Raw genomic sequence first — 14,223 nt, forward strand, 5'->3', positions numbered from 1 at the left:
GGGACGTAGGGCGTGTTCACCGGAATCGTCGAGGAACTCGGCAAGGTCGTCTCCATCCAACCCACAGGGGCCAACGGTGAGGCGGCCCTGCTCACCGTGGACGGACCCCTGGTCAGCTCCGACGCCGGGCTCGGTGACTCCATCGCCGTCAACGGCGTGTGCCTGACGGTCGTCGCGCGTGGTGAGGGCACCTTCACCGCCGACGTGATGAAGGAGTCCCTGGACCGCTCCTCCCTCGGCGCCCTCACCCCCGGCGCCCCCGTGAACCTCGAACGCGCCGCCCGCACCGACGGTCGCCTGGGCGGTCACATCGTGCAGGGCCACGTCGACGGCACCGCCACGCTCCTCTCCCGCGATCCGGGTGACAAGTGGGACGTCCTACGGTTCGGCCTGTCCCCGCAACTCTCCCCGTACGTGGTCGAGAAGGGTTCCATCACGGTGGACGGCACCAGCCTCACCGTGTCCGCTGTGAGCGCGCCCGGAGCCGAGGACGAGTTCTTCGAGGTCAGCCTCATCCCGGCCACCCTGGAGGCCACCACCCTGGGCGCCCTGGCGGTCGGTGCCGCGGTGAACGTCGAGGTGGACGTCATCGCCAAGTACGTGGAGCGCATCACCGCGGTCTCCCGGGCCCGCGCGCAGGACGGGACCCGCGCCTAGCGCACCGCACCGCCACCACCCACCGAGACCCACCACCCACCACGCACCTTCAGGAGCGGGAATGACCGTCACCGACACCACCCCGGCCACCGACACCGGACAGGCCGTCGTCCTCGACCGCATCGAGGACGCCATCGCCGAGTTCGCCCAGGGCAGGGCCATCGTGGTGGTGGACGACGAGGACCGTGAGAACGAGGGCGACATCATCTTCGCCGCCGAGCTCGCCACCCCCGAGCTGCTGGCCTTCATGATCCGCTACACCTCCGGCGTGGTGTGCGTGCCCATGGAGGGAGAGGACCTGGACCGCCTCGACCTGCCGCTGATGACCGCGCGCAACGAGGAGAGCCTGCGCACCGCCTACACGGTGACGGTGGACGCCCGCGAGGGCGTCAGCACCGGTATCTCCGCCGCCGACCGCGCCCGCACCATCCGTCTGCTGGCCTCCGACGAGAGCGGCCCCGTGGACTTCGTGCGCCCCGGCCACATCCTGCCGTTGCGCGCCCGCCCGGGCGGCGTCCTGGCCCGGAGAGGCCACACCGAGGCCTCCGTGGACTTCGCCCGCCTGGCCGGTCTGCGCCCCGCCGGTGTGCTCGCCGAGGTGGTCAACGACGACGGCACCATGGCCCGCCTGCCCCGGCTGCGCGAGTTCGCCGACGAGCACGGCCTGAAGCTGGTGTCGGTCGAGCAGCTCGCCGCCCACCGCGCCGCCCTCGGCGAGACGCTCACCGAGGAGGAGGCCCACCCCGCGCTGGTCACGCGCATGGTGGAGACCCGCATGCCCAACCAGCACGGGGAGTGGCGCGCGATCGGCTTCAAGGGCACCGCGGACGGCGCCGAGCACGTCGCCCTGGTCCTCGGTGACCTGACCGACGGCGACGACTTGCTGGCCCGCCTGCACTCGGAGTGCCTGACCGGCGACGCCTTCGGCTCCCACCGCTGCGACTGCGGCGCCCAGCTCGACGCGGCCATGGCGGCCGTGGCCGAGGAGGGGCGCGGGGTCATCGTGTACATGGGCGGTCACGAGGGCCGGGGGATCGGCCTGCTGCACAAGCTGCGCGCCTACAGCCTCCAGGACCAGGGCGTGGACACCGTCGACGCCAACCTGCGCCTGGGCCTGCCCGCCGACGCGCGCGAGTTCGGCGCTGGCGCGCGCATCCTCGCCGACCTCGGGGTCGCCTCGGTGCGGCTGCTGTCCAACAACCCGGCCAAGGTCGAGGGCCTGGAGCACCACGGGGTGCGGGTGAACGAGCGGGTGGCCATGCCGACCTTCGTCACCGACGACAACCTCTCCTACCTGCTGACCAAACGCGACCGCATGGGCCATGACCTGGCCGCCGTCGCGCGCTAGCACCCACCAACCCCCCGGTTCACCATCCACTCCCATCCCAGGAAAGGCCGGTCATGAGCGGCACAGGACGTCCGGACGAACACCAGGTCGACGCCTCGGGGCTGTCGGTGGGCCTCGTCGTCACCCGGTGGAACGAGGCGATCGTCGAGCCGATGCTCGCCAACGCGCTCGCCGTGGTCAAGGCCTCGGGGGCCGTCGACCCCGTCGTGGTGAGGGTCGCCGGGGCCGTGGAGATCCCGGTGGTCGCCCAGGAGTTGGCGCGCAGGCACGACGCGGTGATCGCCCTGGGCGCGGTCATCCGCGGCGGCACACCGCACTTCGACTACGTGTGCCAGTCGGTCACCCACGGTCTGACCGAGGTGGCCCTGCGCGAGTCCACCCCCGTGGGCAACGGTGTGCTCACGTGTGACACCCTGGAACAGGCGCGTGACCGCGCCGGACTTCCGGGAAGCGTCGAGGACAAGGGCGCCGAGGCCGCTTCGGCCGCCCTGGACACGGCGGTCGCGCTGCGCGGTCTGCGTCGCTGATTCACCCTCCTGGTCGCGCGCGCCCGCGCCTGGCCGGACGGTGACCGGGGTGAGGCACGCCCGAGGGCGTGGAGATGGAGCAGTTGGTGCGGACGAGGGAACTACCTGTGGACGAGGCGTCGAGCAAGGCGGCCCTGCCGAGGACCTGGCGGCCCCGTGCGGTGCGCCTGGTCGCGTACGGCCTGGGCCTGCTGATCGTGGCGACCATGGTCGTGCTGGCCGTGATCCTGCCCGCCGAGTGGCGGATGATGGACCGTTTCCTGGTCGTGGGGCTCGGTCTGGCGGTGGCCGCGGGGCTGCACATGCTGGGCCGTCCCCGGCTGATCGCCATGGAGCGCGGCGTGGTCGTCATCAACGGCGTCCGCACGCACCACCTGGCCTGGCCGGAGGTCCTGGACATCCGGATGCCCGTCGGCGAGCCGTGGCCCTGCCTGGACCTGTCGGACGGCACGTCGCTGCCGGTGATGGGCATCCAGAGCACCGACGGCGAGTACGCCCAGCGCGGTCTCGCCGAGTTCCGTGCGATGTTGGACCGGGGTGAGGGCCGCGAGCCCGACCTCCCCGAAGGTCCGCTTTCGTAGACGCGACCGAATCGAGCCCCTGTTTCCTGGAGGAACGGGGGCTCTTTCGTGTTGCGTTGGGCACATAGGTTGATACCAAGGCCCATGAGCGGACCGGTGTGGACCGCCGGGGGAGTCGTGGAAGAGGTGCCGCGTGCGAGATGTCCGAGCGAGCGTGTCCGAACTGTACGCCTCGGGGGAGACCTTCGCGGTGGCCACGGTGATCGACACCTTCAAGAGCGCGCCCCGGGACGCGGGTGCGGCCATGCTGGTGAGCGCCTCAGGTGAGGTCACCGGCAGTGTGTCGGGCGGCTGCGTGGAGGGGGCCGTCTACGAGGAGGCCCTGGAGGCGATCCGCACGGGTGTGCCGGTGCGCCGCACGTACGGTGTCAACGACGACGACGCCTTCAGCGTCGGCCTCACCTGCGGGGGGACCCTGCACATGTTCGTCGAACCGGTGAACCGGGCGACCTACCCCCAGCTGGGCGCGGTGATCGGTGCCGTGGACGAGCACCAGCCGGTGGCGGTGGCCACCATCGTGGCCGATCCCTCCGACGCCTCCCGGGTGGGCCGCCGCCGCGTGGTGTGGCCGGGGAACGCCGAGGGCGACCTGGGCGAGGGCGGTGAGCGCCTGGCCGCCGCCCTGGACGACGACGTGCGCGGCATGCTGGCCCAGGGCAGTACCGGTCTGTTGCACTACGGCGCGGACGGTCAGCGGCGCGGTGACGAGCTGGAGGTGTTCGTCCAGTCGTTCGCCCCGGCGCCCCGCATGCTGGTGTTCGGCGCCATCGACTTCGCCGCGGCCGTCGCCGACCTCGGCTCCTACCTGGGCTACCGGGTGACGGTGTGCGACGCCCGCCCGGTGTTCGCCACCGCCAAGCGGTTCCCGACCGCCGAGGAGGTGGTGGTGAAGTGGCCGCACGTGTACCTGGACGAGATCGCCGACGAGATCGACCAGCGCACCGCGATCTGCGTGCTCACCCACGACCCCAAGTTCGACGTCCCCGTGCTCAAACGGGCGCTGTCCACCGAGGCCGGGTACATCGGAGCGATGGGGTCCCGGCGTACGCACGAGGACCGCGTGGAGAGGCTCCGCGAGGCCGGGGTGGAGGAGGGGGCGCTGACGCGTCTGCACTCGCCCATCGGTCTCGACCTGGGTGCGCGCACTCCTGAGGAGACGGCGGTGTCCATCGCCGCCGAACTGGTGCGCACCCGGTGGGGCGGTAGCGGCCGGGGGCTGAGCGAGACCAGCGGACGAATCCACCGGGACACGCCCCCGACGCCCCTGGTTCCGGCCGGATTCGGCCACTCCAAGAGGTGAACCGAAACTGGCCCGGGGGTGAAGGGCCAGTTCAGGGCGGTGATGCCGGACCCGGCCCCGGAGTCGTGTCCACGACCTCGTCCAGGCGGCCCACCCGGGGACCCCGACCGTGGCATCATCGCGTCATGGGTACGGGGGAGCGAGGAGACGTGCGTTCGGGTGCGGTGGCCGGCCTGCTGCTCGCGGCGGGTTCGGGGAGCAGACTCGGCCGCCCCAAGGCCCTGGTCGAACTCGCGGGCGAACGCCTCGTGGACCGTGGCACGCGCACCCTCGCCGAGGGCGGATGCACCCCGGTCCTGGTGGTCCTGGGCGCCGCCGACACCACCGTCTCCGGCGCGGTGACCGTGCACAACCCCGACTGGTCGACGGGGATGGGATCCTCGGTCCGCGCCGGCATCGACGCGATGCCCGACACCGTCGACGCCCTGCTGGTGGCCCTGGCCGACCAGCCCCTGGTCACTCCCGAGGCGGTTCGGCGCCTGGTCGAGGCCTACGCGCAGGGCGCCCGGGCCGCTGTGGCCACCTACCACGGCAATCCCCGCAACCCCGTCCTGTTGGGCCGGGAACACTGGTCCACGGTCTACTCCATGGCCGAGCGGGACGTGGGCGCCCGCCCCTTCCTGCGGGCCTACTCCCATCTGGTCACCACGGTGGCCTGCGACGACGTCGCCAGTCCCGAGGACATCGACACCGAGGAGGACCTGGTCCGACTCACGGAGGCACTCGGGGGAGTGTGAGGGCACGCTTGTCGTCACCTCGGACGGCACACGGGTGTTCGACACCGGGTTCGCCACTTCACGGCCGGACACTTCTGCGGCCGAGCTGGCCGGGGGCGGGCTCGCCGCGGACGAGATCCACGGCGAACCGGCGGGGCACCGTACGACCCCGCCCCGGGGCGGTTCGCCGCGCTGGCCCGGCCCGAGGTCCGGTCAGTCCAGCGACTCGGCGAGGATGCCGAAGGTGTGCTCCACGCTCTCACCAGGGGCCAGGACGATCAGGTCCGTGCCGCTGTTGAGGGCGTCGGGCGGGCAGGTCATGGGTTCGGCCGCCAGGTGTGCCCGATGGAGGTCGCCGCCGAGGGAGTCGGAGCTGAACAGCTGGAGCCACCCGTAGCCCCGGTCCGCCCACAGGCACACTCGGCGCTCGGGTCCGCTCAGCCGTACCCAGGCGCGCCCGTCCCGGTCGCGGTCGAGGTCGGTGAAGGCGGTGTCCAGCTCCGTCGTGCCCGGGTTCCGGCCGGGCGGGCGCAGGTCGTACTCGGTTCCGGACACCGGCACCGGGTCGCCCACGGGCACCAGCGCGGCGTTCGCGGGCTGACGGCTTCCCGCAGTGGCCTCCAACCGCACCTCGCCTCGCTCCACCAGGTCCCGGAAGGGTGCGCCCAGGGTGAGGTAGGGGTGGAAGCCCAGGCCGTACGGGGCGTCCGAGTCCCCGGTGTTGCGCGCCTTCACGGTGACCGTGAGCCCGCGCGCCGCCGATGCGTCGGCGGTCAGGCGGTAGGTGGCGGTCAGTTCCAGCGGGAACGGGTATCCGGGGGTGCCGGGGAAGTCCAGGCCCAGGGTCACGTCCTCCTCGGAGCGCTCCTGGGTGGACCACACCACCTCGCTGACCAGACCGTGGATCGCGGAACCGGTCTCCGGGTCGTTGACGTCCAGCCGGTACTCGGTGCCCTGGAAGGTGTAGCGGGCCGAGGCCACCCGGTTGGGCCAGGGGGCCAGCAGCTGACCCTGGGAGGCGATGGGGCCCGACTGGCGGGTGTACGGCCAGATCAGGTCGTGTCCCCGCCAGGAGAGCGCCTGCAACCCGGCCCCGGTACGGTCGACGCGCGCCCGGTACTCCCCGGCGCGCAGCTCGAACACCTCAGCCACCCGTTCACCCTTCTCCCGTGGTCCGGCACACCGCCGAACCGGGAGATCATAGCGTGTCCGACGCCTCACCAGGGGTGTCGGCCCGCCGGGGACCTCAGCCCAGCAGCCCGTCCAGAGGAATGAGCACCCCGGACCCCAGGGCCAGCAGTCCCGTGGAGAACAGCACCACGAGCATGACCAACGATCCCGCGACGGCCAGGCGGAAGGCGCCCAGCCTGCGACGGGCCTTGAGAGTGGACTTCGCCGCCGTGCGCCCCAGCACGAACAGGGCGACCGACAACAGGACCGGGAACCACCAGGCCGCGCCGATCCCACCGGGCAGCAGACCGGTCAGCGCCGCAGCCCCCTCGGTGAGGGGGTTGTCGCTGAAGTCCAGCAGACCCGTGTAGGCGTCGGTCACGAACGCGCTCTCGGGGAAGAAGCCCTCCCCGGGGCGCACCGCCCGGCCCAGGCCGTCCAGCAGGCCCAGCAGAGCGGCCGGGTAGGCGAACCGGCGGCACCGTCCCGCCTTCATGGCGCGCTGGATCTGGCCCATCGTCCGGTCGACCCGCCGGGCCGCCCGGTCCTGCCGCCGTTTCTCCTTGGCGGTCGCGGGCTCCTGCGGGCGGGTGGGGTCCCCGGGCAGCGCCGGGTTGTCGGGCCGGGTGGCCGCGACCGCTCGACGCTGGCGGGCGGTGGCCACCTTCTCCTGTGCCCCCTCCCATCGTGCCCGTGCCGATCCGGCCAGGGAGGCCCAGCGGTCCTGGCGGCGGGCCCGCCCGTCGGCGCGCTCGCGCTCGGCGATCGAACCGCCGACCCGCGCCGCCTCCGGCAGCAGGAGGAGGGCGGTCAGGACGGCGCTCCGGCTGGCCAGCTGGTCGCCGCCGTCACGCAGCGCCGCCTTGCGCTGCTCGGACCACCACGGCGCGTTCGGGGCGGAGCTGCGCTGCTGCGGGTGCCAGGACTGGCGGCGCAGCAGGGACCTGTGCTGCGCGGCGGTCTCGGGTGAGAGCACCATCTCCACCGCGCGCGCCCACGTGGAGTCGATCTCGTGGGCGGCGGGCCGCCGGGGCGCGTCCGGGTTCCGGGTCGTGTCGGGACGCTCGTCCACCACCCGCTCCAGGGTCTCGTTGACCCGCGCCATCAGCAGCGGGACCTCGTGCTGGACCCGCTCCAGCAGCGCGCAGCGGCCGGATCCGCCGGAGCGGCACTCGGGGTGCGGGCACCAGTGCTGGGCGCCCAGTCCCACCACGCCCGACTCCACGGCCTCGCGGACCACGGAGTGGCGGCTGGCGTCGCCCGCAGCCAGGCCCAGGAGCCCGTCCGCGCTGATCTCGTGGCCCCGGAAGCGCGGCGGCATACCGGGCACGTAGCGGGCGGCCAGGGCGCTGATCGCCACGTGCGCGAGGTCGGGGCGGGCCTCCAGACCGGTGAGGTAGGCGCGGTCGAAGGTGTAGTCGTTGACCTCCCGGTCCAGCCAGGTGCGGAGCTCGGACCAGTGGCTGCGCAGCCACATCGCTCCGGTGTCGGAGCGGTCGAGCAGGTCGAAGGCGAGGCTGGGCGGGTCCTCGTGGGAGGTCCCGGCGAAGTTGATGGGGCGTCGGCGGCTCGCGGTGCGGATCGGCGGGCGCTCCCCGGCCAACCACGCCGCGACCTCGTCGTACCCCCACCGGGCGGAGGGTGCCAGGGTGAGCAGGCCCCGGGCGAGCAGGCGCCAGCGCTCGTCGGTGATGGCGGAGATGTCCACCTCGGTGTTGCGGGCGGTCAGCCAGTTCCCGCCGCGGTCGGGGCGGCGGCCGGTGGTGAGCTCGTGCACCATGACGCCCAGCGACCACCAGGCGGCCGGTGCCTCACGGCGGCCCTCCACCACCTCGGGGGAGGCATAGGCCTCGGTGACGGCCTGGCTGCCGTAGACCCGGCTCATGGTGGCGCGCACGGCGCCGCCGAAGTCGGTGAGCGCCACCACCGGCGGGTCCAGCGAGCGGACCAGCAGGTTCTCGGGCTTGACGTCGGTGTGGTTGTGCTGGAGTTCGCTCTGCCAGTGGTGCAGGCAGTCGGCGACGGCGCGGACCACGGCCCGGGCGCCCTCGTCGTCCATGGGGGACTGGTTGATGACCTCGCGCAGGGTGCCCAGGGAGAAGTACTCCTGGGCCTCCCATGCCAGGTCCTCGCCCCAGGAGCTGGCGGCGGTCCCGTAGCCCTGGATGGCGGGCGTGTGCGGGGAGGCGGTTCCCCGGGCGCGCAGACGGTCCAGGAGTTCGCGGTTGATGTCGTGGCCGGGCCGGTACACCTTCAGGGCCAGCTGACGCCCGGGAGTGTCGGTGGGTTCGGCGAGGTAGACGACGGCCTCGCCGCCCGCGCCGATGTGGTCCAGGACCTGGTAGCGGCGGCGGAGTTCGGCGGGCACCGCGTAGTCGAGGTCGCCCGCGGGGCCCACGACCACGCGGGAGACCAGGCGCGCCATCCAGTCCAGGAGCGGCCCGAGGAGCACCCGCCACCACGGGGTGCGGCCTCCGGAGGGGCGGGGCGCGGCGACGGCGGGTCGGCTCGTGCCCGGGCGCCCGGTGGCCGAGGCGAAGTCGGAGGCGGGTGGTTGGATTCGCGTGCCGTCGGCGGGTGCGGCGCCCAGGGCGGCGTCGCCGGGCAGGACGGTGGTGCGGTCCGTTCCGTTCGGCGCGCCCGGGGGGACCACACGGGTGGGCCCGTCGTCCGGGGTGGGGGGCGGGCCCGGGTACGCGGCCCCCGGTTCTGGTGGCGGTGCGGCGCCTGGTCGGAACACGCGTGTGACCCAGCGAGTGGCACCCACCGCCGGGTTGGCTCGCGTGGTGGGTGTCGTCGGGTCGATCCGCTGGGTGGGTGCGTTCTCGTCACCGGGGTCGGGCGTGACCATCGAGGCCGGAGCCATCCTTCGGATAGGCGGTCGTCTGCGGGTGTCCGGGGGATTTCCGTGGCGGGGGCGGACCCCTCCAGGTTAGGTCGTTCGCGGGCCCGGTCGAGTGGTGGAGCCCACCGTGGTCCGGACCCGTGAACGATCTTCCCCCGTCACCTGATGGGACTCCTCAGAGACCGTTCGGGTTCCGGTTTTCGTGACCCTTCGTCACCGGAGCCCTCCCGCGGTGACGGACGGGGGCGTTCAGTGCTCGCCGCGCGGGGTGACTCCGAGGGCCGCGCAGGCCTCCTGGTACATGCGGACCACCTCGACGCGGATCTGCGCGCGTTCGGTGAGCGGGGCGGCCCAGGGGATACGCACGTCCTCCTCGGTTCCGTCCACGGTGACCGCGTAGTCGCCGCCCTCACCGTCAAGGCCGGTCATCCGGGCGGCGGTGGCGTCGGGTCGGCCGCCCAGGGCACGGCAGATGAGCAGGGTGTCCTCGGGGTGGTCGCCGTTCATGTGTGCGGTGACGGCGGTGACGACCTCGGGGGTGAAGGGTTGGGGCGGCACGGTGGCTTCTCCTGCGGTCTGTGGGGCGCTGCCGGACATACGGGACGGGGGAGGGTCCGTGTGGACCCTCCCCCATCGACGATATCGGAGGCCCCACCGGGTTTCTGACGGGGTGTCGTCAAAACTCGGAGTGGTGCCGTACCGGGGCGCCGCGCCCGCCGGAGCCGTTGCGGCTCAGGCCTGGCGGGTGAACTCGGCGTCGATCTCGATGGAGATCTTGTCGCCGACGACCACGCCGCCGCTCTCCATCGGCATCTCGATGTCGACGCCGAACTTCTTGCGGCTGATGGTGGTGGAGGCGGCGAACCCGGCGCGGTCCAGGCCGTAGGGGTCGACGGTGGAACCGTTGAACTCCAGGGCCAGTTCGACCGGGTGGGTGTTCTGCTTGATGGTCAGGTCGCCCTTGAGGACGAAGTCCTCGCCCCTGGCCTCCAGGCCCGTGGAGCGGAAGCTGAACGCGGGGTGGTTGTCGGCCTCGAAGAAGTCGTTGGACCGGATGTGGTTGTCGCGGTCGGTGTTGTCGGTGTTGATCGAGCTCGCGTCGATCGTGGCCTCGACGGAGGACTGGGTGGGGTCCTCGGGCACGGTCAGCGTGGCGTCGAACTTCTCGAAGCGGCCGCGGACCTTGCTCACCATCATGTGGCGGACGGAGAAGCCGACGATGCTGTGGGCTGCGTCGATCTTCCAGGTGCCGGGCTTGAGTTCCTGAGCGGCCATGGTGTCTCTCCCTGTGTTCGGGCGGCCCGGATGCCGGGTCGTCCCACTGACTGGTTCTTTGTCTGGCAACAAAGTACCTTAGAAGTATCTTCCTGGGAAGTAGATTAGGTGTTCGTCCCCGAGGGCGCAAGGGCCCCGCCACTCCGCGACCGCCACCCGTTCCGCCGGGCTAGAATCAGGCCCATGGAGAAGGCATGGCTCGAAGCCGACGAACAGGACGTCTGGCGCGGGTTCCTGCGGATGAACGCCTGGATCTACGACGAACTCGAACACGACCTGCGCGACCGGGACGGTCTCTCCCTCATCGAGTACGGCATCCTCGCCCACCTCTCCGAAGCCCCCGAACAGCGCATGCGGATGCGCGACCTCGCCGAGACCGTGATCGTCTCCAAGAGTCGCCTGTCCCACCAGATCGCCCGCCTCGAACGCGACGGACACGTGCGGCGGGAGAACTGTGAGGACGACCGGCGCGGACTGTGGGCGGTCCTCACCGACGACGGCACCGCCGCCCTTCACCGGGCCGCACCGGGCCACGCCACCCGGGTGCGCTCGCTGATGTTCGACCGGCTCACCCCCGAACAGGTCGACCAGCTCCGGGGGATCGTCGACACGCTCGGCGGCGCCCGACCCTGATCCGCGCGGACCTCCCGGAACCGCACGCCCCCACGGCGCGCTTCTGTGAAGCTGGTGTCCGGGGAGCGGAGCACCCGAGCGCCGACCCCGCGGGACGGCGGCCGCGCCCACCCGGAACAGGGGAGAGGTCACATGGTTCTGTCCGAGAAGCGACTCCGGAACGCACGCACACCCCGGGTAGAGTCGGAGCCCGTGAGCAGACCATCGATCATCGGCGCCCAGAACTTCCGTGACGACGACGGCAGCGCCGACCCGGACGTCGAGGCGAGCCTGCGTGAGCACGCCGCGGGCCGGACCGGCGACCGACAGGTCCTCGCCGCCCTCAGCGGCTCCCGGGTCCTCATCCCCGTGGTGGCCGTGGCCACCGAGACCGAGCAGGGCGTGGGCGGGCTCACCAAGGAGAAGAACAGCGAGGTGGCCATCCCCATCATGACCGGCAAGGACGGCCGTCGCGGGGTCCTGGCCTTCACCTCCGTGGACGCCGTCCGCCGCTGGCGCCCGGACGCCCGCCCGGTGCCCTTCACCACCCAGGACGCCTGCCAGGCCACCCTGGAGGAGAACGCCGACGCGCTGGTCATCGACGTCTCCGGACCGGTCCCGCACACCATCCAGGGCCGCTTCCTCACTGTGCTCGCCGAGCAGGGGTCGGTCCCCGAGCCCAAGGACGACCCCCAGGTCCTGGGCATCGTCTACGGGGTGACCCACGCCGAGTTCGGGATCGAGCGCGTGCGCATCCACCCCTCCGAGCGCGCCGACCTCGGCATCCGCCTCGAACTGGAGGAGCGCGACGACGAGTCGCTGCGCAGGGTCGCCGAGCGGCTCACCGCCGAACTCCGGCACGTGCTGCCCGGCGGTGTCGAACTCAGCGCGGTCGTGCGGGCCCGGCGCGACGACGAGTGACCCCGGGGTTGTCCACAGGGCGCCCCACACCCTGTCGCGGGACGACGCCAACAGGTAGTTTCCGAACATGCCCACCCCCCTGGCGCTCACGTCGTCCCCGCTCCCGTGGGCGGTCCTCGCGGCCGCCGTGCTCTTCGCCCTGGGACTCGCGGTCGGCCGCACCGGCGGCCGTCTGGTCCACCTCTTCGGTCCGGCGCTTCCGCCGGAGCCACCCGACCCTGGGCGGGCCACTCCTCACCAGGACGCTGCCACAGGTGGAATCGAGGAGCGGGCAGGCGCGCCCGACACACCGGCGGCATCCGTCACGGCGACCGTCCCCGACCCGGATGAGGAGCACGACGGGCCCCCGCCTCCCCGCTGCCCGCACTGCCTGACCCGGATCCGCTTCGCCCGGGGGCTGCCCGTCGTCGCCTCCCGTGCCTTCCAGCGGGACGGCACCTGCCCCCACTGCGCGCTCCGGGTCCGCCCCCACCCGGCCGTAGTCGCCACCACGGCGCTGCTCTTCGCGGCGGTCGGCGCCCTCAGCCCCACCCACCTGGCCGACTGGTCGCCGTTCGGGCTCCTGGCCGTGCTCTGGCTCGTCGCGCTCGGCGTCCCGCTGTCCGTCGTCGACCTGCGCGTGATGCGTCTGCCCGACGCCCTCGTCGCCCCCGCCTACCCCGTCGCCGCGCTCCTCCTGGCAGCGGCGGTCCTCCTCCCGCCCTTCGGGCCCCACCTGGAGCGCGGCGCCGACGCCCTGGTCGGCATGGCGCTCATCACGGTCCTCTACTGGCTGATGTGGCGGATCAGACCGGGCGGACTCGGGTTCGGGGACGTCAAGCTCTCCGGGCTCACCGGCCTCTACGCGGGCTGGATCGCCGGACCGGTGGGCGCGCTGGTCGCCGCCTTCTGGGCCTTCGCGGCCTTCTCCCTGCTGGGAGTGGTCCTGCTGCTCCTGCGCCGGATCACCCGGGCCGAACCGCTCCCGCTCGGCCCGTTCATGCTCGCCGCCACCCTCGCGACCGTCCTGGCCGGTCACCCCCTGCTTCCGCAACCCTGAACCCGGTGACCACGCCTCCCTCCGATCCGTGGGAGGATCGTGCACATGTTGCGTTGGCTGACCGCGGGGGAGTCCCACGGACCTGCACTCGTCGCGATCCTGGAGGGCCTTCCGGCCGGTGTGTCCGTCACCTCTGACGACATCGCCGCCGCGCTGCTCCGTCGTCGCGCCGGGTACGGTCGGGGCGCCCGGATGAAGTTCGAGAAGGACCAGGTCTCCGTCATCGGAGGTATCCGGCACGGCCTCACCCAGGGTGGGCCGGTCGCGATCGAGGTCGGAAACACCGAGTGGCCCAAGTGGGAGAAGGTGATGTCGCCCGACCCGGTTCCCGCCGAGGAACTGGACGGCACGGCGCGCAACGCGCCCCTCACCCGCCCCCGCCCCGGGCACGCCGACCTCGTTGGTATGCAGAAGTACGGGCACGAGGAGTCCCGGCCGATCCTGGAGCGCGCCAGCGCCCGTGAGACCGCGGCTAGGGTCGCCGTCGGCGAGGTCGCCCGGCAGTTCTGCCGCCAGGCGCTCGGCATCGAGATCCTCAGCCACGTGGTCTCCATGGGCCCCGTCGCCGTTCCCGAGGGTGCGCCCGAACCGCGCCCCGAGGACCTCGCGGCGATCGACGAGGACCCCCTGCGCTGCTTCGACACCGCGACCAGCGCCCGCATGGTCGAGGAGGTCGACGACACCAAGAAGTCCGGGGACACCCTGGGCGGCGTCGTCGAGGTCCTCGCCTACAACCTGCCGCCCGGCCTGGGCAGCCACGTGCACTGGGACCGCCGTCTGGACTCCCGCCTGGCCGGGGCCCTCATGGGCATCCAGGCCATCAAGGGCGTGGAGGTCGGTGACGGCTTCCGCACCGCCGCCCGTCGCGGCTCCGAGGCCCACGACGAGATCGAGCCCGGCCCCGACGGCGTCCGCCGCCGCACCAACCGCGCCGGAGGGGTCGAGGGCGGCATGTCCACCGGCGACCCCCTGCGGGTGCGCGCCGCGATGAAGCCCATCGCCACGGTGCCCAAGGCACTGGACACCATCGACACCGAGACCGGCGAGCCCACCAAGGCCCACCACCAGCGCAGCGACGTCACCGCCGTCCCCGCCGCCGGTGTGGTCGCCGAGGCCATGGTCGCCCTGGTGATCGCCGAGGCCGCCATCGAGAAGTTCGGCGGCGACTCGGTCCCCGAGACCGCCCGCAACCTCCAGGGCTACCTGGACGCGCTGACGATCCGCTAGAACCA

The 14,223-nt window shown here is 72.6% G+C and carries 14 protein-coding genes; 10 read left to right on the top strand and 4 right to left on the bottom strand.

Annotated elements, in window-relative coordinates:
• Nucleotides 1-12 precede the first annotated feature (12 nt).
• The 6 genes from ADX84_RS03970 to ADX84_RS03995 all read left to right on the top strand — a co-directional run bounded on the left by ADX84_RS03970 (nt 13) and on the right by ADX84_RS03995 (nt 5,150).
• Nucleotides 13-657, top strand: coding sequence for a riboflavin synthase (locus tag ADX84_RS03970; RefSeq protein ID WP_017546157.1), 645 nt, complete (start codon nt 13-15; stop codon nt 655-657).
• A 61-nt stretch (nt 658-718) separates the two neighbouring features.
• Nucleotides 719-2,005 (top strand): bifunctional 3,4-dihydroxy-2-butanone-4-phosphate synthase/GTP cyclohydrolase II, encoded by a 1,287-nt coding sequence (locus tag ADX84_RS03975; RefSeq protein ID WP_049567637.1) that lies wholly within the window; start codon nt 719-721, stop codon nt 2,003-2,005.
• 53 nt (nt 2,006-2,058) lie between these two features.
• Nucleotides 2,059-2,532: a 6,7-dimethyl-8-ribityllumazine synthase gene (gene ribH / locus ADX84_RS03980; protein ID WP_049567641.1), complete on the top strand. Its 474-nt coding sequence runs from the start codon at nt 2,059-2,061 to the stop codon at nt 2,530-2,532.
• A gap of 107 nt (nt 2,533-2,639) precedes the next feature.
• Nucleotides 2,640-3,113 carry a PH domain-containing protein gene (locus ADX84_RS03985; protein WP_049567645.1) on the top strand — a complete coding sequence of 158 codons (474 nt, stop codon included), beginning with the start codon at nt 2,640-2,642 and terminating at the stop codon, nt 3,111-3,113.
• 133 nt (nt 3,114-3,246) lie between these two features.
• A complete protein-coding gene (locus ADX84_RS03990) occupies nt 3,247-4,413 on the top strand; it encodes an XdhC/CoxI family protein (RefSeq protein WP_049567648.1) in 1,167 nt (388 codons plus the stop codon).
• 164 nt (nt 4,414-4,577) lie between these two features.
• The gene (locus ADX84_RS03995; protein ID WP_049567747.1) at nt 4,578-5,150 is read left to right on the top strand and encodes an NTP transferase domain-containing protein; all 573 of its coding nucleotides are present in this window, start codon (nt 4,578-4,580) and stop codon (nt 5,148-5,150) included.
• A 192-nt stretch (nt 5,151-5,342) separates the two neighbouring features.
• On the opposite strand, the gene ADX84_RS04000 is transcribed toward ADX84_RS03995, so the two are convergent.
• From ADX84_RS04000 to ADX84_RS04015, 4 genes are all read right to left on the bottom strand, one after another.
• Nucleotides 5,343-6,281, bottom strand: coding sequence for an aldose 1-epimerase family protein (locus tag ADX84_RS04000; protein ID WP_049567651.1), 939 nt, complete (start codon nt 6,279-6,281; stop codon nt 5,343-5,345).
• 94 nt (nt 6,282-6,375) lie between these two features.
• Complete coding sequence (locus ADX84_RS04005; RefSeq protein ID WP_049567655.1) at nt 6,376-9,150, bottom strand: serine/threonine-protein kinase; 2,775 nt, start codon at nt 9,148-9,150, stop codon at nt 6,376-6,378.
• 243 nt (nt 9,151-9,393) lie between these two features.
• A complete protein-coding gene (locus ADX84_RS04010; RefSeq protein ID WP_049567658.1) occupies nt 9,394-9,741 on the bottom strand; it encodes a DUF2470 domain-containing protein in 348 nt (115 codons plus the stop codon).
• Nucleotides 9,742-9,876: 135 nt separating this feature from the next.
• Complete coding sequence (locus ADX84_RS04015) at nt 9,877-10,419, bottom strand: YceI family protein (RefSeq protein ID WP_049567661.1); 543 nt, start codon at nt 10,417-10,419, stop codon at nt 9,877-9,879.
• 183 nt (nt 10,420-10,602) lie between these two features.
• Here ADX84_RS04015 and ADX84_RS04020 point away from each other — a divergent pair, with 183 nt between their 5' ends.
• From ADX84_RS04020 to aroC, 4 genes are all read left to right on the top strand, one after another.
• Nucleotides 10,603-11,052: a MarR family winged helix-turn-helix transcriptional regulator gene (locus ADX84_RS04020; RefSeq protein WP_049567664.1), complete on the top strand. Its 450-nt coding sequence runs from the start codon at nt 10,603-10,605 to the stop codon at nt 11,050-11,052.
• Nucleotides 11,053-11,244: 192 nt separating this feature from the next.
• The gene (locus ADX84_RS04025) at nt 11,245-11,952 is read left to right on the top strand and encodes an SseB family protein (RefSeq protein ID WP_049567750.1); all 708 of its coding nucleotides are present in this window, start codon (nt 11,245-11,247) and stop codon (nt 11,950-11,952) included.
• Between the two features lie 67 nt (nt 11,953-12,019).
• A complete protein-coding gene (locus ADX84_RS04030) occupies nt 12,020-12,991 on the top strand; it encodes an A24 family peptidase (protein WP_049567667.1) in 972 nt (323 codons plus the stop codon).
• Nucleotides 12,992-13,036: 45 nt separating this feature from the next.
• On the top strand, nt 13,037-14,218 hold the full coding sequence (aroC, locus tag ADX84_RS04035; protein WP_049567670.1) for a chorismate synthase: 1,182 nt from the start codon (nt 13,037-13,039) through the stop codon (nt 14,216-14,218).
• The last annotated feature ends 5 nt before the right edge of the window (nt 14,219-14,223 follow it).

This window comes from Nocardiopsis sp. SBT366 (assembly GCF_001083815.1).
GTDB lineage: Bacteria > Actinomycetota > Actinomycetes > Streptosporangiales > Streptosporangiaceae > Nocardiopsis > Nocardiopsis prasina.

Excerpts from the sequence above, each read along its gene's own strand:
- ADX84_RS03975 (WP_049567637.1), top strand. The coding sequence starts at position 719 with ATGACCGTCACCGACACCACCCCGGCCACCGACACCGGACAGGCCGTC.
- ribH (WP_049567641.1), top strand. The coding sequence starts at position 2,059 with ATGAGCGGCACAGGACGTCCGGACGAACACCAGGTCGACGCCTCGGGG.
- ADX84_RS04005 (WP_049567655.1), bottom strand. The coding sequence starts at position 9,150 with ATGGTCACGCCCGACCCCGGTGACGAGAACGCACCCACCCAGCGGATC.
- ADX84_RS04010 (WP_049567658.1), bottom strand. The coding sequence starts at position 9,741 with ATGTCCGGCAGCGCCCCACAGACCGCAGGAGAAGCCACCGTGCCGCCC.
- ADX84_RS04015 (WP_049567661.1), bottom strand. The coding sequence starts at position 10,419 with ATGGCCGCTCAGGAACTCAAGCCCGGCACCTGGAAGATCGACGCAGCC.
- ADX84_RS04020 (WP_049567664.1), top strand. The coding sequence starts at position 10,603 with ATGGAGAAGGCATGGCTCGAAGCCGACGAACAGGACGTCTGGCGCGGG.
- ADX84_RS04030 (WP_049567667.1), top strand. The coding sequence starts at position 12,020 with ATGCCCACCCCCCTGGCGCTCACGTCGTCCCCGCTCCCGTGGGCGGTC.
- aroC (WP_049567670.1), top strand. The coding sequence starts at position 13,037 with ATGTTGCGTTGGCTGACCGCGGGGGAGTCCCACGGACCTGCACTCGTC.